This window comes from Bradyrhizobium sp. NC92, from assembly GCF_025200865.1.
Lineage (GTDB): Bacteria > Pseudomonadota > Alphaproteobacteria > Rhizobiales > Xanthobacteraceae > Bradyrhizobium.
The window spans coordinates 3,017,107-3,035,958 of sequence record NZ_CP104171.1 but is presented as its reverse complement, the minus strand read 5'-3'; the positions used below and the strand labels follow the sequence as shown (position 1 = coordinate 3,035,958).

19 protein-coding genes are annotated in these 18,852 nt (G+C 64.1%); 2 read left to right on the top strand and 17 right to left on the bottom strand.

The window, feature by feature from the left end:
- Nucleotides 1-31: 31 nt before the first annotated feature.
- From N2602_RS14125 to N2602_RS14070, 12 genes are all read right to left on the bottom strand, one after another.
- Nucleotides 32-1,039 (bottom strand): ABC transporter ATP-binding protein, encoded by a 1,008-nt coding sequence (locus N2602_RS14125; protein ID WP_172784333.1) that lies wholly within the window; start codon nt 1,037-1,039, stop codon nt 32-34.
- Nucleotides 1,040-1,047: 8 nt separating this feature from the next.
- Nucleotides 1,048-1,878 carry a carbohydrate ABC transporter permease gene (locus N2602_RS14120; RefSeq protein ID WP_172784332.1) on the bottom strand — a complete coding sequence of 277 codons (831 nt, stop codon included), beginning with the start codon at nt 1,876-1,878 and terminating at the stop codon, nt 1,048-1,050.
- 3 nt (nt 1,879-1,881) lie between these two features.
- Entirely contained in the window at nt 1,882-2,754 is an 873-nt protein-coding gene (locus N2602_RS14115) for a carbohydrate ABC transporter permease (protein ID WP_172784331.1), read from the bottom strand.
- Nucleotides 2,755-2,838: 84 nt separating this feature from the next.
- Nucleotides 2,839-4,149, bottom strand: coding sequence for a sugar ABC transporter substrate-binding protein (locus N2602_RS14110; protein WP_172784330.1), 1,311 nt, complete (start codon nt 4,147-4,149; stop codon nt 2,839-2,841).
- A gap of 344 nt (nt 4,150-4,493) precedes the next feature.
- Nucleotides 4,494-5,444 carry a sugar-binding transcriptional regulator gene (locus N2602_RS14105; protein WP_260382998.1) on the bottom strand — a complete coding sequence of 317 codons (951 nt, stop codon included), beginning with the start codon at nt 5,442-5,444 and terminating at the stop codon, nt 4,494-4,496.
- Nucleotides 5,445-5,450: 6 nt separating this feature from the next.
- Nucleotides 5,451-6,113, bottom strand: coding sequence for an HAD family hydrolase (locus N2602_RS14100; protein ID WP_212256856.1), 663 nt, complete (start codon nt 6,111-6,113; stop codon nt 5,451-5,453).
- A 73-nt stretch (nt 6,114-6,186) separates the two neighbouring features.
- Nucleotides 6,187-8,100 (bottom strand): nitric oxide reductase activation protein NorD, encoded by a 1,914-nt coding sequence (locus N2602_RS14095; protein WP_260382997.1) that lies wholly within the window; start codon nt 8,098-8,100, stop codon nt 6,187-6,189.
- Nucleotides 8,101-8,109: 9 nt separating this feature from the next.
- Complete coding sequence (locus N2602_RS14090) at nt 8,110-8,916, bottom strand: CbbQ/NirQ/NorQ/GpvN family protein (RefSeq protein WP_260382996.1); 807 nt, start codon at nt 8,914-8,916, stop codon at nt 8,110-8,112.
- Between the two features lie 61 nt (nt 8,917-8,977).
- Nucleotides 8,978-10,324, bottom strand: a complete 1,347-nt coding sequence (locus N2602_RS14085) for a cbb3-type cytochrome c oxidase subunit I (RefSeq protein ID WP_260382995.1) — start codon at nt 10,322-10,324, stop codon at nt 8,978-8,980.
- A gap of 34 nt (nt 10,325-10,358) precedes the next feature.
- Nucleotides 10,359-10,811: a cytochrome c gene (locus tag N2602_RS14080; protein ID WP_260382994.1), complete on the bottom strand. Its 453-nt coding sequence runs from the start codon at nt 10,809-10,811 to the stop codon at nt 10,359-10,361.
- Between the two features lie 95 nt (nt 10,812-10,906).
- Nucleotides 10,907-11,167 carry a cytochrome C oxidase subunit IV family protein gene (locus tag N2602_RS14075; RefSeq protein ID WP_172784323.1) on the bottom strand — a complete coding sequence of 87 codons (261 nt, stop codon included), beginning with the start codon at nt 11,165-11,167 and terminating at the stop codon, nt 10,907-10,909.
- Nucleotides 11,168-11,169: 2 nt separating this feature from the next.
- Nucleotides 11,170-11,745 carry a cytochrome c oxidase subunit 3 family protein gene (locus N2602_RS14070; RefSeq protein ID WP_172784322.1) on the bottom strand — a complete coding sequence of 192 codons (576 nt, stop codon included), beginning with the start codon at nt 11,743-11,745 and terminating at the stop codon, nt 11,170-11,172.
- A 170-nt stretch (nt 11,746-11,915) separates the two neighbouring features.
- Here N2602_RS14070 and N2602_RS14065 point away from each other — a divergent pair, with 170 nt between their 5' ends.
- On the top strand, nt 11,916-12,071 hold the full coding sequence (locus N2602_RS14065; protein ID WP_085965373.1) for a hypothetical protein: 156 nt from the start codon (nt 11,916-11,918) through the stop codon (nt 12,069-12,071).
- 152 nt (nt 12,072-12,223) lie between these two features.
- Complete coding sequence (locus tag N2602_RS14060; RefSeq protein ID WP_212256863.1) at nt 12,224-12,649, top strand: cupin domain-containing protein; 426 nt, start codon at nt 12,224-12,226, stop codon at nt 12,647-12,649.
- A 96-nt stretch (nt 12,650-12,745) separates the two neighbouring features.
- On the opposite strand, the gene mmsB is transcribed toward N2602_RS14060, so the two are convergent.
- The 5 genes from mmsB to N2602_RS14035 form a co-directional block, all read right to left on the bottom strand.
- The gene (mmsB, locus tag N2602_RS14055; RefSeq protein ID WP_172784320.1) at nt 12,746-13,936 is read right to left on the bottom strand and encodes a multiple monosaccharide ABC transporter permease; all 1,191 of its coding nucleotides are present in this window, start codon (nt 13,934-13,936) and stop codon (nt 12,746-12,748) included.
- Nucleotides 13,933-15,510 (bottom strand): multiple monosaccharide ABC transporter ATP-binding protein, encoded by a 1,578-nt coding sequence (gene mmsA, locus N2602_RS14050; RefSeq protein ID WP_212256864.1) that lies wholly within the window; start codon nt 15,508-15,510, stop codon nt 13,933-13,935. Before mmsA ends, mmsB begins: the two co-directional genes overlap by 4 nt.
- Before the next feature lie 243 nt (nt 15,511-15,753).
- Nucleotides 15,754-16,824: a multiple monosaccharide ABC transporter substrate-binding protein gene (gene chvE, locus N2602_RS14045; protein ID WP_172784318.1), complete on the bottom strand. Its 1,071-nt coding sequence runs from the start codon at nt 16,822-16,824 to the stop codon at nt 15,754-15,756.
- 71 nt (nt 16,825-16,895) lie between these two features.
- Complete coding sequence (locus N2602_RS14040; protein ID WP_260383652.1) at nt 16,896-17,774, bottom strand: SMP-30/gluconolactonase/LRE family protein; 879 nt, start codon at nt 17,772-17,774, stop codon at nt 16,896-16,898.
- Nucleotides 17,774-18,850, bottom strand: a complete 1,077-nt coding sequence (locus N2602_RS14035; protein WP_260382993.1) for an aldose epimerase family protein — start codon at nt 18,848-18,850, stop codon at nt 17,774-17,776. Before N2602_RS14035 ends, N2602_RS14040 begins: the two co-directional genes overlap by 1 nt.
- Nucleotides 18,851-18,852 lie beyond the last annotated feature (2 nt).

Below are 18,852 nucleotides of genomic sequence, written 5' to 3'. Positions count from 1 at the left end.
GATCGTCTTTCCGTTTTCTTGCCGTTTCTTGTCAGCCCCGAAGAGCGTTGCCGCTCTCGTCGAAGCGGTGGATGCGCGCTGGGTCCGGCATCAGCGACACCCGGTCGCCGGCATGCAGGCTCAATTCGCCGACGTAGCGCGCCGTCAGCATGCCGAGCGCGCCGGCATCGACGTAGAGGAAGGTGTCACTGCCGAGATGCTCGGCCACCGCAATGGTGCCCTGCCAGCCTCCGCCGCCGTCGCGCTCGATCTTCAGATGCTCCGGCCGGACGCCGATCGTCGCTGCCCCCTTCTGCAAGGCGGGCTCGCCGGTGACGAAGTTCATCTTGGGCGAGCCGATGAAGCCGGCGACGAAGAGATTGGCGGGCCGTTCATAGAGCTCCAGCGGCGAGCCATATTGCTCGATCTTGCCGCCGTTGAGCACGACGATCTTGTCGGCCATGGTCATGGCCTCGACCTGGTCGTGGGTGACGTAGATCGCGGTGGTGCCGAGCTGCTTCTGCAGCCGCGTCACCTCGATGCGCATCTGCACGCGCAACGCGGCGTCGAGGTTGGAGAGCGGCTCATCGAACAGGAATGCCTTTGGCTCTCGGACGATGGCGCGGCCGATCGCGACGCGCTGGCGCTGGCCGCCGGAGAGCTCGCGTGGCTTGCGGTCGAGGTAGGGCGTGAGGTTCAGGGTCGCGGCGGCCGCCTCGACCTTGCGGTTGATCTCGTCCTTCCGCAAGCCCGCCATCTTCAGGCCGAAGCCGATATTGCCGCGCACGCTCATATGCGGATAGAGCGCGTAGGACTGGAACACCATCGACAGCCCGCGCTTGGCGGGCGGCGTATCGACGACGTTCTTGCCGTCGATCAGGATCTTGCCGCCGCTGACGTCCTCGAGCCCCGCGATCAGCCTCAGCAGCGTGGTCTTGCCGCAGCCGGAGGGACCGACGAACACGACGAAGGAGCCGTCGGCAATGTCGAGGTCGGCGCCCTTGATGATGTGCACGGGGCCGAAGGACTTTTGCACGCCCTGAAGTGTGATCTGACCCATGATCCCCTCTACTTCACCGCACCGAAGGTGAGCCCGCGCACGAGTTGCTTCTGGCTGAACCAACCGAGGACGAGAATGGGCGCGATCGCCAGCGTCGAGGCCGCCGACAGCTTTGCCCAGAACAGCCCTTCGGGGCTGGAATAGGATGCGATGAACGTGGTCAGCGGCGCAGCGCTCGAGGTGGACAGGTTCAGCGTCCAGAACGCCTCGTTCCAGGCCAGGATCAGATTGAGCAGAAGCGTGGACGCCAGCCCCGGGATCGCCATCGGCGTCAGCACGTAGACGAGCTCGCGGCCGATCGTGGCCCCGTCCATGCGCGCGGCTTCGAGGATGTCGCGCGGGATCTCCTTGAAATAGGTGAAGAGCATCCAGATCACGATCGGCAGGTTGCCGAGGCACAGGATGAAGACGAGGCCGATGCGGGAATCGAGCAGGCCGAAGCTCTTGTAAATCAGGTAGATCGGTACCAGCACGCCGACCGGCGGCATCATCTTGGTCGAGAGCATCCAGAGCAGGACGTCCTTGGTGCGCTTGGTCGGCGAGAACGCCATCGACCAGGCCGCGGGAATGGCGATCAACAGCGCAATGAGCGTCGAGCCGCCGGCGATGATGATCGAGTTCATCGCGTGGTGCAGATAATCGCTGCGCTCCTGCACCGTCGCGTAGTTTTCCGTGGTCCAGTGGAAGAACAGGAAGGATGGCGGGATCGCGAAGGCCTCAAGCTCGGTCTTGAAGCTCGCCAACCCCATCCACAGGATCGGAAAGAAGATCAGGAAGCCGAACAGCCAGGCTCCGATCGTCGAGATGACCACCCGTTGTCTCGTCGCCATCCGCGCCATGCTTCAAGCCTCCAGATTGCGGCCGACGATGCGGACGAGGAAGAAGGCGACGACGTTGGCGATCACCACCGCGACGAGACCGCCCGCGGAGGCGCTGCCGACGTCGAACTGGATCAGCGCCTGGGAATAGATCAGGAAGGCGATGTTGGTGGTCTGCAGGCCGGGCCCGCCGCCCGTGGTGACGAAGATCTCGGCGAACACCGTGAGCAGGAAGATGGTCTCGATCAGGATCACCACGGTGATGGGACGCGCCAGGTGCGGCAGCGTGATGTAGATGAAGGTCGAGATGGCGCTCGCGCCGTCCATCTCGGCGGCCTCCTTTTGCTCCTCGTCGAGCGATTGCAGCGCCGTCAGCAGGATCAGCGTCGCGAACGGCAGCCATTGCCAGGTCACGATCAGGATCACCGCAAACAGCGGCACGTCGTTGAACCAATCGATCGGCGTCAGGCCGAACAGCGAGGCGAGCCAGGCGAACAGCCCGGACACCGGATGCATCAACAGGTTCTTCCAGACCAGCGCGCTCACCGTCGGCATCACGAAGAACGGCGCAATCACCATCAGCCGGACGAAATTGCGGCCGATCACGGGTTGGTCCATCAGCAGCGCCAGCGGAATGCCGAGCAGGATCGTCAGCGCCAGCACCGAGCCGACCAGCACCAGCGTGTTTTGGAGCGAGGCCAGAAAAGCGGGATCGGTGAGGAAGTAGCGGAAGTTTTCGAGGCCGACGAACGATTCCGAACCGGGATCGAGCAGGCTGTAGTGCAGCGTCGAGAAATAGATCGTCAGCGCCAGCGGGACGATCATCCAGATGAACAGCAGCCCGACGGCGGGGGTCAGGAGCGACCGCGCAAGAAACTGCGTCTGCCGGGTTGCCATTTCTTGGCGCTCCGCTCGGAGGAAGAAGACGGCCATCCAGCAAGGATGGATGGCCGCAAGTTTGAGCTCAGGGAGAGCTCGGGTTCACTTGATGTAGCCGGCGCGCTTCATCTCGCGCTCGGTAGCAGACTGCGCAGCCGTGAGCGCTGCATCGACGGTCATCGATCCCGCAAGCGCCGCCGAGAACTGCTGGCCCACTTGCGTGCCGATGCCCTGGAATTCAGGGATCGCGGCGTATTGCACGCCGACGTAAGGAACGGGCTTCACCGTCGGCTTGTTGGGATCGGCGGCGTCGATCGAGGCCAGCGTCAGTTTCGCGAACGGCGCGACCTTCAGGTACTCATCGTTCTGGTAGAGCGAGGTGCGCGTACCCGGCGGCACGTTGGCCCAGCCCTCCTTCGACGCCACCAGCTTGGTGTAGTCCTTGCTGGTCGCCCAGGCGATGAACTTCTCGGCGGCTTCCGTCTTCTTGGAGCCGGCGGGAATCGCGAGATTCCAGGCCCACAACCAGTTGGCGTTCTTGCCGAGCCCGGTGTTGGGCGCGAGCGCGAAGCCGACCTTGTCGGCAACCTTGGAGTCCTTGGGGTTGGTGACGAAGGACGCCGCGACCGTGGCGTCGATCCACATCGCGCATTTTCCGGCGTTGAACAGCGCCAGATTCTCGTTGAAGCCGTTGGAGCTCGCGCCGGGAGGGCCGGCTTCCTTCATCAGGTTCACATAGGTCGTGAGCGTCGTCTTCCATTCCGGCGTATTGAACTGGGGCTGCCAGTTCTCGTCGAACCAGCGCGCGCCGTAGGAATTGGCCATCGCCGAGAGGAACGCCATGTTCTCGCCCCAGCCCGCCTTGCCGCGCAGGCAGATGCCGTAGGTGCCGGCACTCTTGTCCGTCAGCTTCTTGGCGGCGTCGATCACGAAGTCCCAGCTCGGCTTTTCCGGCATCTTCAGGCCGGCCTTCTCGAACAGATCGGTGCGGTACATCACCATCGAGCTCTCGCCGTAGAATGGCGCGGCGTAGAGCTTGCCGTCGGCGGAGACCGCGTCCTTGATCTTGGGCAGAAGGTCGGCGACGTCGTAATCGGCACCGAGATTGGCGAGCGGCACCAGCCAGCCCTTCTTGGCCCAGATCGGCACCTCGTAGGTGCCGATGGTGAGCACGTCGAACTGGCCGCCCTTGGTGGCGATGTCGGTGGTGACGCGCTGGCGCAGCACGTTCTCCTCCAGCGTCACCCACTTCACGGTGATGTCGGGGTTCTTCTTGGTGAACTCGCCCGTCAACCCCTGCATGCGGATCATGTCGCCATTGTTGACGGTGGCGATGGTCAGGGTCGTTTCGGCCATCGCAGGGACGGCCAGCAGGACAGACGCGCCGCAGACGGCGCCCAGGACATGTTTCACGGTGACCTCCCCTCAATTCGCGTTTTGAGCATATGCCCACGCGTTGGGCGTATGTTCAACGGGGGCGCGTCAGTTGTCAAGCACGCGCGCGGGTGTTTGCGCAACTTATGAGTGCTGCAGTGCGGGAGGGTGGAAGGACCCAGGCGGAAGCGACGGCATTGTTGGGAACGAACGCCGCGGCTTGCTCACCTCTCCCGCTTGCGGGAGAGGTCGTATCGCATCGCAGATGCGATACGGGTGAGGGCTCTCTTCTCTTGAAGAGTCCCACCGAGGAGACACCCTCTCCCCAGCCCTCTCCCGCAAGCGGGAGAGGGAGCGCAGTGTCTATTGCCGCGCGAACCGTCCTACCGCTCCAGAATCGCCCTGGCCGTCGCTTCGTCGGTGATCAGGCCGTTGATCAGGCCGCCATTCAGTGCCGCCGCGATCGCCGTCACTTTGGCCGCGCCGACCGCCGCGCCGATCGTCGTGGTTTTCGCCGGCACTTCCGGCGGGATGCTGGTGAGGCGCTTGTTGGTGCCGGCCTTGAGCAGGCGCCCCTTGGCATCATAGGCCCAACCGGTGATCTCGCCGATCGCACCCAGGCGCATCATCTCGAACAATTCGTCGCGGGTGACGAAGCCGTCGACGTGCACCTGCGCCTTCTGGTCCATCTGGCCGATGCCGACGAGGCGCAAATCCGCTTTAGCTGCGACCGCTTTCACCTTCGCGATCGGCTCGATGCGCACCATCCTGTTGCGCTCGTCCTCCGACGACATCAGGAACGGCAGCGGCATCGGATAGTGCCGCGCGCCGGTGCGGTCGGCGAGCCGGCCGACGGTGTCGTAGAAGCTCGCCGAGCCGTCGGCGGAAATGTTGCCGACCAGCGAGACGATCTGGTGATTGGGCCGCTCGATCGGCGTGACGCGCTCGACCGCGGCGCGCACCGCCCGGCCGGTCCCGAGCGCGACGATGACAGGCGTCTCCGAGCGCAGGGTGGAATCGAGCAGATTGGCGCAGCGCTCGGCAATGCCCGCCGTGGCCTGTGGCGCGGCAGGATCTGCCGGCACCACCTCGCAATGGACGAGGTCGAACCGCTGCTTCAAACGCGCCGCCAGCTCCATGCAGGCCGCGATGGGATGTTCGAGCCGGAAGGTGATGAGCCGCTCGGCGAGGCACAGCGAGACCAGCCGCTGCGCCGAGGCGCGCGAGACCTGGAGCATCTTTGCGATCTCGTCCTGGGTGTGGCCGGCAATGAAATAGAGCCAACCGGCGCGCGCGGCGTCGTCGAGTCTCGACTTGTCGTTCTCGGCGGCCATGCGGGCTCACATCTCCCAGAAATCGCTCATGCGCGCGAAGACCCGATCGGCTCCGGCCGCGGTCAATATAGCGCAGCCATCGCGGCTGCGATAATGGCCGCCGCCGACAAATCCCCAGACGGTCATGCCGGCGGCCTTGCCCGCTTGCACCCCGCTGACGCTGTCCTCGATCACCAGCGTGCGTGTGGGCGGTGTGCGCATGCTCTCGGCGGCATGAAGAAAGAGATCGGGCGCCGGCTTGCCGTGCCTGACCATCTGCGCAGTGTAGATCCGGTCGCCGAAATATCCCCGAAGACCGGTGACGTCGAGCGAGAGCGACACGCGATCGAGGTCGCTGGACGAGGCCACGCAGAACGGCACGGTCAGCGCCGAGATCACCGCCTCCACCCCGGGGATCGGCGCGAGCGATGCGGCGAACGTCTCCAGCACATGCGACTTCAATCGCGGCAGGAAGCCATCTGGCACGACCTGACTGAGATCGCGATAGTGCTGCTCGATCGCCGTGGTGCTGCGTCCGAGAAACAGTTCGAGCGCCTGCTCCTCGCTGAGCAAAAGACCGAATTCAGCCAAGACCTCGGACAGGCAGCGGCAGCTCAAGAGCTCGCTGTCGACGAGCACGCCGTCGCAGTCGAAGATGATCAGATCGGGGTTTGGCCGGCCCTGGTCCATCCGGCCATTCGATCATATACCCACGCTATGAGCAATAGTTCAGCCGAGAACACGGCGCCGTGGCGTTCCCGCATCAGTGCGCCACCTGCCGGTAGATCGCCGGCAGCGCCGCGGGCAATCGCTTGATGTTGCCGACGATCGCATAGCCGCTTCGCCCGAACAGCGTCGGAAAATAGGATTGCGCCGCCGCGTCGATCGTCACGCCGAACACCACCATCCCGAATAGGCGCGCTTCCTGCACAGACCTCCTGGTGTCTTCGACCGCAAAGCGCCCCTCATAATGATCGACGTCGTTCGGCTTGCCGTCGGTGAGGACGAGCAGCAGCTTCTTGCGCTGCGGCTGGCGTGCAAGCTCGGCGGCGGCATGGCGGACCGCCGCGCCGATCCGCGTGTAGTAGCCGGGCTTGAGTGCGCCGATGCGGCGCTCGACCACGCCGCTCATCGGCTCGCCGAACGCCTTGACCGTCTCGAGCCGCACCCAGGACCGCCGACGCGAGGTGAAGGTCAGGATGCTGTGGTGATCGCCGCAGGCGGATAGGCCGTGGGCAAGCACGAGTAGCGCCTCCTTCTCGACGTCGAGCACGCGGTAACCATCAAGCCAGGCGTCCGTGGAGAGTGAGACGTCGACCAGCAGGGTGACGGCGAGATCGTGCCCTTGCGGGCGCATCGCAACGTGGACACGATCAAGACCGCTGCTGCTGCCGGCGCGGAGGTCGCATCGCGCGCGCACCAGCGCGTCGAGGTCGAGGTCATGTCCGTCGGCCTGGGCCCGCATCAATTCATGGCGCGGCCGCAGGACCTCGAAGCGGCGGCGCACCTGGCGCATGTGCCGGCGCATGGTCTCGTCAGGCGTCCAGCTTTCACCGGCTTCAGACGCGGCAGATGCGAGCACGCGGCAATGATCGGGCAGATAGGAGCGGCTGCGATAGTCCCATTCGGGATAGGTCAAATCCGCAGTCAGCGGCGATGCATCGAGCGCTTCCGGCGGCAGGTCGAGATCGAACTTGAACCGGCTCGCCGGCTTGCCGCGGCGGCTGAGCGTGATCTCCTCGAGATCGTCGGCCGCCTTCTGGGCGTCCTCGTCCTCGCTGTCATCCGAGGGGCGATCGACATTGACCATCTCGGCCATCGCCAGGATCTTTTCGAAACGATTGAGCACGAAGGGATCGCGGCGATTGGCTCCGTCCTCGCGCTCGCGGACGGCAAAGCGCTTGCGATTGTCCTCGCTCGCGACCTCCGCACTGCCAGCGCACTCATCCTCTCCCGCATGCGTAGGCGACAGCTCGCGGGTCCAGCAATCGCCCCAGACTGGGCATGGCAGAATCGGACGATAGCCCGGCGGAGACTTGCCCGGCAGCGGTCCATTCCCCATCATCGCCGACCACAGTTTCCCTGCTGGTGCAGGTTCCGCGCCGAGCAGGGCGAGAATAATCTGCTCGATCTCCTGCTCGATGCGCGGCAGGGGACGCCGGGGCCGCGCCGCTGCGGTCGCGGCGGCAAGCTGCGCGTAGTCGGCGACAAGCCCGGGAAACTGGGTCAGCACGAAGACCGCGGTTTCAGCGGCGCGGCGCAGCACGAGCAGATCGCGCCGGAGCGGATCGGTCTCGGCGATCGCCTCGACCGGCGCAACCGCGAACCATGCCGCGAGCCAACGATAGAGGCTTGCATTGAGTTCGCGGTCGGCGAAAATCCCGATGCTGTCCGGCAGGAAGATGGTCGCGGCGTCGCGGCCCGGCTGCTCGATGCGCTCGTCACCGAGACCGATGCGTTGCCGCCAACCGAGCCGGTGCCCGGACTTGCGCGCACGGGCGCTCGCGATCTGCACGCCCGCCTCGCCGCCCAGCGCGCGGAACATTACCGCGAGGCGGCTCCTCACTTCTGCAAGGGAAACCGCATGTTCGGCATGAACCGGATAGCTGGCGGTGCCGCCGACCACGCGGTGCCAGGCGCGGCCGACCGTCTCCTCCAGTTCGAGGAAATCGAGCATGGTCGTACCTCAGCCGATCATCGCGCGCGCGACGTCGAGAAGCGCCGCCTTGACGTCGGCATCGTCGGTCAGCGGCTCGATCATGCCCGCGAGCACGGCATCCGCAAGCGGCATGCCGGCCGCGATCAGGGTCGCGCAATAGACCACGAGCCGAGTCGAGACGCCCTCCTCCAGGTCGTGCCCCTTCAGCGCGCGCAGCCGGCCAGCCAGCCCGACCAGCGGCCGCACGCGCTCCGGCGATAGTCCGCTCTCGGCGGCGACCACCGCAATCTCTTGCTCCGGCGGCAGAAAGCCGAACTCGATGGCGACGAAGCGCTGGCGCGTCGACGGCTTGAGCGCCTTCAGCAGCGTCTGGTAACCGGGATTGTAGGACACGACGAGCATGAAGCTGTTCGGTGCGGAAAGCTCCTCGCCGATGCGCTCCAGAGGCAGGATGCGGCGATCGTCAGTCAGGGGATGCAGCACGACCGTGACATCCTTGCGCGCCTCCACGACCTCGTCGAGATAGCAGATGCCGCCCTCGCGCACCGCCCGCGTCAACGGGCCGTCACTCCACACCGTATCGCCGCCCCTGAGCAGATGGCGGCCGGTGAGATCGGCCGCGGTGAGATCGTCGTGGCAGGCGACGGTGTGCAGCGGCAATCCCAACCGCGCCGCCATATGCGCAACAAAGCGCGTCTTGCCGCAGCCGGTCGGTCCCTTCAGCAGCACCGGCAGCTGGTGCCGCCAGGCGTGCTCGAACAGCGCGCATTCATTGCCGCTTGCGACATAGGCCGGCAGCGCCGGCGCGGTAACGGCCTGAAGGGCAGCTTTCATAATCATTCTCCGCAATTCGCATCGAGATGACGGCCGCGGCGAACCGCGGCCGCCTTTACGCTCATTCGGCCGGCTGCAACGCGCCGGGGATGACGGGCTGCCTGGCGCGGCCGGGCACCAGCACGGCCCACACGAACATCAGTGCGGAGATGGCGACGAACACGCCGGACCCGAGCCGGACCCAGTAGAACATCGAAAGCTGGTCCTGCACGTCCATGTAACCTTGGCCGAGCACGCGCTGGAGGTGAACCTGGACCACGCCAGCGAAGGTCAGCGCGAAGGTCATCACCATCATGGCCGTGCACATGATCCAGAAGCTCGCCATGGAGAGCCACTGGTTGTAGGGCGCACGTCCCTTGAGCTGCGGGATCGCATAAGCCATCACGGACAGGTTCAGCATCACATAGGCACCGAAGAAGGCGAGATGGCCGTGCGCGGCGGTGACCTGCGTGCCGTGGGTGTAATAGTTCACCGAGGACAACGTGTGCAGGAAGCCCCACACACCGGCGCCGAGGAATGCCATCACCGAGCAGCCGACCGACCACAACAGCGCAGCGCGGTTCGGGTGCTTGCGGCCGGCCTTCCAGGTCATCTGTACAGTGAAGATCACCATCGTGAAGAACGGCGCGACCTCCAGCGTGGAGAACAGCGAGCCGATCCACTGCCAGTAGCCGGGCGCGCCGATCCAGTAGAAATGATGGCCAGTGCCGAGAATGCCCGAGAACAGCGCCAGCCCAATGATGACGTAGAGCCACTTCTCCACCACCTCGCGATCGATGCCGTTGAGCTTGATCATGAGATAGGCGAGCACGGAGGCCATGATCAGCTCCCAAACGCCCTCGACCCAAAGATGCACGACGTACCACCAATACATCTTGTCGACCGCGAGGTTCGCCGGGTTGTAGAAGGCGAACAGGAAGAAGATCGCAACGCCCCACAGTCCGAACAGCAGGATGTTGGTGATCGTCGTCTTGCGGCCCTTCAGCGCCGTCATGGTGACGTTGAACAGGAACATCAGGCAGACCACGACGATGCCGACCTTGATGATGAAGGGTTGCTCGAGGAATTCGCGGCCCTCGTGGTAGTGGAAGAGATAGCCGACCACGGCCACGCCCGCAGCGCCGAAGAACATCCAGAACTGGATCTTGGCGAGCAGCGGGCTGTAAAGCTCGGTCTCGGTTTCCTCAGGCAGCAAGTAATAGGTCGCGCCCATGAAGCCGATCAACGACCACACGATCAGTGCGTTGGTGTGGATCATCCTGACGATGTTGAACGGCAGGAGGGCCGACAGCGTGTTGGGCAGGACGTAGATGGTTCCGGCGACAAGACCGAACAGGACCTGGGCCAGGAACAGCGTCAACGCGCCGTAGAAATACAGCATCGCGACTTTCTGGGTTTGGTATTTCATCTCGGGTTCTCTCTGTCTGGAAAGAGGAAGGCACTCAGCCAGCCTTGTTCGGCGGCCATTCCTGGCGCTTGATCTTGCTGGTCCACTGCAGGAAGTCGGCGAGATCGTCGAGTTCCGGGTCGGTCAGGTTGAATTGCGGCATCTGCCGACGACCCGGCGCGCCGGAGGGCTGCGATTGCATCCAGGCCTTCAGCGTCTCACGTGCGGCGGCCGGGTCCTCGTTGCCGCCCCAGCGATCCCAGACATTGCCAACCTCAGGGGCGAAATAGGCGCCCTCGCCCAGCAGCGTGTGGCAGTTGATGCAGGAGTTCTTTTCCCAGACGTGCTTGCCGCGGGCGACCGACGACGTCAGCATCGTCGCGTCCGTGGAGGACGTGGCCATGTAGTAATGGCTGTGCGCCGTCAGCCCTATGAAGATCGCAAAGAAGAAGGCCGAGCCGCCGTAGAAGACGTTCCGAGCGGCCGACTTGGTCAGGCGTTCAGCCATTGCCAATCCTTTCCGGTTTGATTCCGAAGACATGCGATGGTGTGATTTATTGCCGCTTTGCCCGGCACGTTCTTTGTCAGGGCGCAATGAGCGCGTCAGATCAGGGCGGCGACGGCCGAGGCGAGCCAGGCAAGCAGCAGCACGATCAGGATCCAGCTCACGACGAGACCGCGCCAGAGCCCGGGCACGACGCGAAGATCCATGAAATCGAGCGCGATGCGGTGCCCCTTGAGCGCTGCGAAGGCGAGCAGCAGCGCATTGCCGAGCAGCGCCCGCGGCATCAGCGGCGGCAGCAGGATGGTCGCGAGCGCGATGCCGATCAGCACGATCCAGGTGATGTCGATGCGATCCGGCATCGTCATCTCACCAGGTAGAGAATGGGAAACATGACGATCCAGACCAGATCGACCATGTGCCAGAAGGCCGTTCCCGTCTCGATGCCTGATATTTCGGCGCGGCGGCAGACCACGGCGAGAATGACGATGCCGAGGCCGACATGCAGAAGATGAAAGCCGGTCAGCAGGAAGTAGAGCGTGAAGAACGGGCTGGTTTCGAGCCCGACCCCGCCTCCAATTTCTTCGGCATATTCGGCAAGCTTGATCGCGATGAAGAGACCGCCGAGCACGATGGCGCCGACAATCCAGGATCGCGCCACCTGCCGTTCTCCGGCGCGCGCAGCCTTCGTGGCTCTTGCCGCCGCCCAGCCGCTGGATACCAGCACGACGGTGTTGAGGCCTGCGAGATTCGAATTGAGCGCGGCCTGCCCGGCCGCGAACACAGCCGGGTGGATCGCACGGGCGACCGAAAAGGCGCCGAGGAACAGGCCGAAGGCGACGAGCTCGCTGAAGATCAGCACCCAGATCATGGGATCGCCGGGGAGATCTTGCAGAATTCCCCAGCCGGTTTCCTGTTGTTCGCACTCGGTCGTCGACATCGTCTTTCCGGACCATGACACCGGCCAGACTTAGCCCGGCTTCTCGGTTCCGAATTTGTCGGCGGACAAACTGGGGATCGCCAGAGCCCTTGTTTGCGCCGACGCAACGTCCGGCCGGCCGGCTCGCGGTACGAACCGGCGCTGGGTTCCCAGGACTGGCGAACGATCACATGAGTGATGCACAAATCGGGCTGATGACTGCGACCCCCATCATCATCGCGTTTGCCATCGCGCTCAGGCGCATGGGGGTCTTGTCGACCGTGGCAACGGTCTCGGCCGTGAGCCTCTCCGTCGCGATCGCGACGGTGCTGTTCACGACGCAGTAGCGGCCCGCGCCCCGAGCGCCATGCAGGGCGTCATTACGATGCTGCACAGCAGGAAGCACTTGCTGTTCGTGGTGTCAGACAGTTCCATTCCTCGGTTTTGGCTTCTTGACGTCGTGCGCTAATATTGCGCTCCACGATTGGATGAGTTGGCCATGCCTGAGATCATCAACCTTGGCGCGCTGCAGCTGACATTTCTACAGAGCAAGGACGAGACCGCCGGCGGCCTCGATCTGTTCGAGATGACATTGCAGCCGAACGCGCGCATGCCGATTCCGCACTATCACGATCGCTGGGACGAAACGATCTATGGACTCAGCGGCATCTCGACCTGGCGGATCGAAGCAAAGGACATTGACGTCGCGCCGGGCGAAAGTCTGTACATCAAGCGCGGCGTGGTGCACGGCTTCATCAACCGTTCGCCCCGACCGGCAACCTGCCTGTGCATCCTCAGCCCCGGCGTACTCGGTCCGCAATACTTCAGGGACATGGCGGGCCTGCTATCGGCCGGCTCGCCTGATCCGGCCAAAATGAAGGAAACGATGCTGCGCTACGGGCTGGTTCCTGTGATGCAATCCTGAGGATGAGCGCGGCGCGAGCGGGGTGGAGTGAGATGGCCAAAGCGTTAGCGATTGGTGGGCACGGCGCGTTCGCCTTTGCCCACCCTACGAGACCGCCTATCGCCGCTGATTGTACACGTCGATGCACACGGCACCCAGCAGCACCAGGCCCTTGATGACCTGCTGATAGTCGATGCCGATGCCGAGGATGGACATGCCGTTGTTCATCACGCCCATGATCATGGCGCCGACCACGGCACCGCCGACCCGCCCGACGCCGCCATAGGCCGAGGCGCCGCCGATGAAGCAGGCGGCGATGACGTCGAGCTCGAAGCCGAGGCCGGCCTTTGGAGTTGCCGTGTTGAGGCGCGCGGCGAAGACGAGGCCGGCAAGCGCGGCGAGCACGCCCATGTTGACGAAGGTGAGGAAGGTCAGCCGCTCCGTCTTGATGCCCGACAGGCTCGCCGCCTTGGCGTTGCCGCCGACGGCGTAGATCTGCCGGCCGATCACGGTGCGGCGGGTGACGAAGCCGTACAGCGCGATCAGGATACTCATGATCACCAGCACGTTGGGCAGGCCGCGATAGGTCGCGATCAGATAGGTGAAGTAGAGCACCGCGCAGGCCAGCACAACGCTCTTGCCGAGGAAGAACGCATAGGGCTCGACCTCGATGCCATGCGACTGTTCGCGCGACCTTCCCTTGGCACTGGCATAGACCAGCCCGAGCGCGAGCAAGGCGCCGATCAGCATGGATGTCGGATGCAGCGTGCCGGCCTCGGGCAGCAATTCGGGAATGAAACCGGACGACAGTTTCTGGAAAGTCGCCGGGAACGGGCCGAGCGACTGGCCCTGCAACACCGCGAGCGCCAGGCCCTTGAAGACCAGCATGCCCGCCAACGTCACGATGAAGGACGGAATCTTGAAATAGGCCACCCAATAACCCTGCGCCGCACCGATGGCGGCGCCGAGCGCGAGGCAAGCGAGGAAGGCGAGCGTGTAATCGACCTTGTAGGTCACCATCAGCAAGGCCGCCACGGCACCGATGAAGCCCGCGACCGAACCGACCGAGAGGTCGATATGGCCGGTGACGATGACCAGCAGCATGCCCAGCGCCATGATGACGATGTAGCTGTTCTGCAGCACCAGGTTGGTGAGGTTGAGCGGCTGCAGCAGCGTGCCGCCGGTCACGACCTGGAAGAACAGCATGATCGCAACCAGCGACATCAACATGCCGTAATTGCGCAAATTGTTCTTGATGAAGCTGCCGTGCCGGCGCTCCTCGGGCAGCGAAACCGTCTTGTCGGTCATGGCTGCGATCCTCCCATCTCCGCGGCCGCGGGCGCGGCGTTCCCAATGCTTCGTTCGTTGCGCATGATGGCGCGCATGATCTTTTCCTGTGTCGCCTCCGAGCCCTTGAACTCGCCGACGAAAGCGCCGTCGTTCATGACGCAGATGCGGTCGCAGATGCCGAGCAGCTCGGGCATCTCCGAGGAGATCACCACGACGCCGCGGCCGGCTTCCGCAAGCTCGTTGATGATACAGTAAATCTCATATTTGGCACCGACGTCGATACCTCTTGTCGGCTCGTCCAGGATCAGGACCTTGGGGTCGGTCATCAGCCATTTCGATAGTACGACCTTCTGCTGGTTGCCGCCGGAGAGCTGGCCGGTCTCCTGGTAGACGTCGGAGCAGCGGATGCGCATCCGGTTGCGGTAGTCGCTGGCGACCTTGAGCTCGGCGATGTCGTCGATCACCCTGCTAGGTGCGACCTGGTCGAGGCTCGCCAGCGTGATGTTCTTGCGGACGTCGTCGGCGAGGATTAGGCCGAGCTGCTTGCGGTCCTCGGTGACGTAGGCAAGACCGGCGTCGATCGCGGCGGCGACGCTTGGCAGCGCGATCTCACGGCCTTCGAGCCGGATAATGCCGCTGACATTGGTGCCCCAGGAGCGGCCGAACAGGCTCATGGCAAACTCGGTACGCCCTGCCCCCATCAGGCCGGCAATGCCCACGACCTCGCCGCGCCTGACGCCGAAACTGACGTTCTTGATCACCTGCCGCTCGGGATGGATGGGATGATAGACCGACCAGTTCTCGACGTCGAGCACCGGCTCGCCGATCTTCACATTGCGCTCCGGGAAACGGTGCGCCATATCGCGATTGACCATGCTGCGGATGATGCGGTCTTCCTGGATCGGCTCGGCATGGCAATCGATGCTGTCCACCGTGCGGCCGTCGCGCAGCACGGTGATGTGGTCGGCGACCTTGGCGACCTCGTTCAGCTTGTGCGAGATCAGGATCGAGCCGATGCCCTGCTCGCGGAACGCCATCAGGCGATCGAGCAGCGCGGCGCTGTCGGCCTCGTTGAGGCTCGCGGTCGGCTCGTCCAGGATCAGCATCCGTACCCGCTTGGACAGCGCCTTGGCGATCTCGACCAGCTGCTGCTTGCCGACGCCGAGATCGGTGATCAGCGTATCCGGGGATTCCTTCAGGCCGACCTGCGCCAGCAGCTCGCGCGTGCGCCGGTAGACCTCGTCGCGATCGATCACCCCTAGCTTCGACGGCGGATGCGACAGGAAGATGTTCTCCGCAATCGACATCAGCGGGATCAGCGCCAGCTCCTGATGGATGATGATGATGCCCAACGCCTCGGAATCGTTGATGTCGCGAAAGCGCCGCTCCTCGCCGTCGAAGACGATGGTACCCTCGTAGCTGCCGTGCGGATAGACCCCGCTGAGCACCTTCATCAGCGTCGACTTGCCGGCGCCATTCTCGCCGACGAGCGCATGGATCTGCCCGGCGCGAACCGAGAAGTTGACGTCGCGCAGCGCCTGCACGCCGGCAAAGCTCTTGCTGACGTTGCGCATCTCCAGCATGGCGGTCATGGCTTTGGTGTCCCTTGCTTTACTTTGCCTCTCTCCGCGTGCGGGGAGAGGTAGAATGATATCGCTGCATCCACATCGTCATTGCGAGCGCAGCGAAGCGATCCAGACTATTTCCGCGGTGGCAGACTGGATTGCTTCGCTGCGCTCGCAATGACGGAGTGCATAGCAACCACTGCCCGCATGGAAAGAGGCCCCTCATCCTAACCCTCTCCCCGCAAGCGGGGAGAGGGGAAAGAGAGAGTCTTACTGGAACTGCGACTTCTTGTAGTAACCGCTGTCGACCAGCACCTTCTCCCAATTGTCCTTGTAGACCACCACCGGCTTGAGCAGGTAGGACGGCACGGTCTTGACGCCGTTCTCGTAGGTCTTGGTGTCGTTGACGGTGACCTCCTTGCCGGCGAGCGCGGCGTCGACCATGTCAGCGGTCACCTTGGCGAGGTCGCGGGTGTCCTTGAAGATGGTCGAATACTGATCGCCGCGCAGCATGGCCTTGATCGAAGGCACTTCGGCGTCCTGGCCCGAGATGATGGGCATCGGCTGGCCGGCACTGCCGTATCCGACGCCCTTCAGCGAAGAGATGATGCCGATCGAGAGGCCGTCATAGGGCGACAGCACGGCGTTGACCTTCTTGTTGCCGTAGTAGGCGCTGAGCAGGTTGTCCATGCGGGCCTGCGCGGTGGCGCCGTCCCAGCGCAGGGTCGCGACCTTATCCATGCCCATCTGGCCGGACACGACGACGAGCTTGCCGCTGTCGATATACGGCTTCAGCACGCTCATGGCGCCGTTGTAGAAGAAGTAGGCATTGTTGTCGTCGGGCGAGCCGCCGAACAGCTCGATGTTGAAGGGACCCTTGCCGTCCTTCAGGCCAAGACCTTGCACGATCGACTCTGCCTGGAGCACGCCGACCTGGAAATTGTCGAAGGTCGCGTAATAGTCGACGTTGGGTGTGCCGCGGATCAGGCGGTCATAGGCGATGACGGTGATGCCTTTCGCTTTCGCCTGCTTGAGCACGTCGGACAAGGTGGTGCCGTCGATCGCGGCGATCACCAGCGCCTTGGCGCCCTTGGTCACCATGTTCTCGACCTGGGAGAGCTGGTTCGGGATATCGTCCTCGGCATATTGCAGGTCGGTGTTGTAGCCGCGCTCCTTCAGCACCTTCACCATGTTGTTGCCGTCGTCGATCCAGCGCGCCGAAGATTTCGTCGGCATGGCGATGCCGACCGTCGCCTTCTGGGCGAAGGCAGCGACGCCCGTGGCCATCGTAGCGGCACTGGCCAGCGCCAGCGCGAGAAATGTCGTCTTCAGTTTCAGCATGTTTCACTCCCTTTGGGTGTCAGACTTTCTTCGTAGTGTCGAGAACGACGGTGGTGTACGGCTTGGGCCTCCTATGCGAGCTTGACGTCGGGTTCCGCGCGCCCGCGCGCGGTTGCTTCGAGCAGAAAGGTGCAGCCGGCTTGCGGATCGGCGGCGCGTGCCGTCGCGTCCATGTCCTGCCAGGCCGACGTGACGAGCAGGCGCGACAGGTCGGGGCCGACGAAGGCGGGGCAGCTCGCCTGCTTCGCCGGCACGCTGAGTGACCGCAGGCGCTCGCCCTGCGGCGAATAGACATCGATCCGGCTCGCGCCCCAGCACGCATTCCAGATCTGCCCGTCGGCGTCGCACACCGAGCCGTCGAGACCGCCGATGCCGCTGTGGCGCAGCAGCACCTCCGGCTCGCCGCGCGGCAGGCCGGTCGCGGGGTTCAGCGGCACGGCATAGAGCACCGCGCGCGGGGTGTCGGTGAAGTAGCCAGTGGCGCCGTCAGGCGAGAAGCAGATCGAATTGGGAATGCTGATGCCGGGAAACAGGGTCGAGATCTTGCCGCGATGAAACGCGTAGATCGCGCCCGCCTTCGGCTCGGCTTTCTTGCCCATGGTGCCGATCCAGAACGTACCCGATTGATGCACGCGGCAATCGTTCGAGCGCGTCGCCGGATTGTCCGCTTCGAGTGGACAGAACAGCGTCATCGCACCATCAGCGAGCTTGCGGATGTAGAGGCCGTCTTCGGCGACGATCAGCTGCCGCTCGGCGTCGATGCGCCCGAGCGCGCTCGCCATCCGGCCGAGCGCGTGGATGCGGACAGAACCGCTGCCGAGTTGCGCCTCGAACAGCTTGCCTTCGCGAATGTCGAACCACCAGGCCGTGTTAGTGGTCACGTCATAGGTCGGACCTTCGCCGAGATGGCAAGGATGGTCCGAGAGGACAGTCGTTGGCACTTGCTCCATCATGGCGACCTCACCGAAAAGCGATAGACCGTGTGATGGCGATAGACCCCGCCGGGATCGAGGCGCGGGCTCGGAAAGTCCGGCCGGTTCGGAGCGTCGGGCCAGATATGCGGCTCCAGGCACATGGCGTCCGATTGCCGGATCAGCTTGCCGCCTTTGCCCGCCATCGTCCCGTCGAGATAATTGCCGGAATAGACCTGAAGTCCGGGCTGATCGGTGAGCAGCTCCATGATGCGCCCGGAGAGCGGCGCCTCCAGCCGCGCCGCGAGCGCAAGCTTGCCGTCGCGGCCGAGGCAATAGGTGTGGTCGTAGCCCCTGCCGTTTCGCAATTGCGGGTCGCTCTCGCGGATGCGCTCGCCCACCGGCCGCGGATTGCGGAAATCGAACGGCGTGCCGGCAACGCTGCGCGGCGGCTCCGGCAGCGGAATTGCGGTGGGATCGATGGCGAGGAACTGCTCGGCCGCGACCATCAGGCTGTGATCGAGAATGGACGTACCTGACGTCGCACCCTCGAGATTGAAGAAGCTGTGGTTGGTCAGATTGACGATGGTCGGCCGGTCGGTCCGCGCTTCCATCAGCAACGACAGCTCGGTCGGACCGGTGATGCGATAGGTCACGCGGACGTCGAGCTTACCCGGATAATTCTCCTCGCCATGCGGGCTGACATAGGTGAGCGTCACCGCGGGCTCGGCGCCCTCGTCGATGTCCGCGATCTCCCAGAGCTTGCGATCAAAACCCTCGAGCCCGCCGTGCAGCGCATTCGGACCGTTATTGACGGGAAGCTGCACCGTCCCGCCTTGAAACGAAAATTGTCCCTTGGCGATGCGGTTGGCATAGCGGCCGACGGTAGCACCCAGAAACTTCCGTTCGGCGAGATAGCCCGCGAAGACATCATGGCCAAGCACGATGTCATCGTATCCGCCGTTGGCATCCGGCGCGATCAGCGCTTGCAGCACCGCGCCGTGGCTGATGATACGCGCCTCGAAACCGCCCTCCCCACGCAGCGCGACGCGCTCGACCTTGCGGCCGTCGGGCAGCGTCCCGAAGACGTCTCTTGTGATTGTTGATGCGGCCATGC

Bases quoted from the DNA above. Each gene is read 5' to 3' on its own strand.
- N2602_RS14125 (WP_172784333.1), bottom strand. From the start codon at position 1,039: ATGGGTCAGATCACACTTCAGGGCGTGCAAAAGTCCTTCGGCCCCGTG.
- N2602_RS14080 (WP_260382994.1), bottom strand. From the start codon at position 10,811: ATGGCTGAACGCCTGACCAAGTCGGCCGCTCGGAACGTCTTCTACGGC.
- N2602_RS14065 (WP_085965373.1), top strand. From the start codon at position 11,916: ATGAGTGATGCACAAATCGGGCTGATGACTGCGACCCCCATCATCATC.
- N2602_RS14060 (WP_212256863.1), top strand. From the start codon at position 12,224: ATGCCTGAGATCATCAACCTTGGCGCGCTGCAGCTGACATTTCTACAG.
- N2602_RS14085 (WP_260382995.1), bottom strand. From the start codon at position 10,324: ATGAAATACCAAACCCAGAAAGTCGCGATGCTGTATTTCTACGGCGCG.
- N2602_RS14100 (WP_212256856.1), bottom strand. From the start codon at position 6,113: ATGGACCAGGGCCGGCCAAACCCCGATCTGATCATCTTCGACTGCGAC.
- N2602_RS14120 (WP_172784332.1), bottom strand. From the start codon at position 1,878: ATGGCGCGGATGGCGACGAGACAACGGGTGGTCATCTCGACGATCGGA.
- N2602_RS14040 (WP_260383652.1), bottom strand. From the start codon at position 17,774: ATGGAGCAAGTGCCAACGACTGTCCTCTCGGACCATCCTTGCCATCTC.
- N2602_RS14035 (WP_260382993.1), bottom strand. From the start codon at position 18,850: ATGGCCGCATCAACAATCACAAGAGACGTCTTCGGGACGCTGCCCGAC.
- N2602_RS14115 (WP_172784331.1), bottom strand. From the start codon at position 2,754: ATGGCAACCCGGCAGACGCAGTTTCTTGCGCGGTCGCTCCTGACCCCC.
- N2602_RS14070 (WP_172784322.1), bottom strand. From the start codon at position 11,745: ATGTCGACGACCGAGTGCGAACAACAGGAAACCGGCTGGGGAATTCTG.
- chvE (WP_172784318.1), bottom strand. From the start codon at position 16,824: ATGCTGAAACTGAAGACGACATTTCTCGCGCTGGCGCTGGCCAGTGCC.
- N2602_RS14105 (WP_260382998.1), bottom strand. From the start codon at position 5,444: ATGGCCGCCGAGAACGACAAGTCGAGACTCGACGACGCCGCGCGCGCC.
- N2602_RS14095 (WP_260382997.1), bottom strand. From the start codon at position 8,100: ATGCTCGATTTCCTCGAACTGGAGGAGACGGTCGGCCGCGCCTGGCAC.
- N2602_RS14075 (WP_172784323.1), bottom strand. From the start codon at position 11,167: ATGCCGGATCGCATCGACATCACCTGGATCGTGCTGATCGGCATCGCG.
- mmsB (WP_172784320.1), bottom strand. From the start codon at position 13,936: ATGACCGACAAGACGGTTTCGCTGCCCGAGGAGCGCCGGCACGGCAGC.
- N2602_RS14090 (WP_260382996.1), bottom strand. From the start codon at position 8,916: ATGAAAGCTGCCCTTCAGGCCGTTACCGCGCCGGCGCTGCCGGCCTAT.
- mmsA (WP_212256864.1), bottom strand. From the start codon at position 15,510: ATGACCGCCATGCTGGAGATGCGCAACGTCAGCAAGAGCTTTGCCGGC.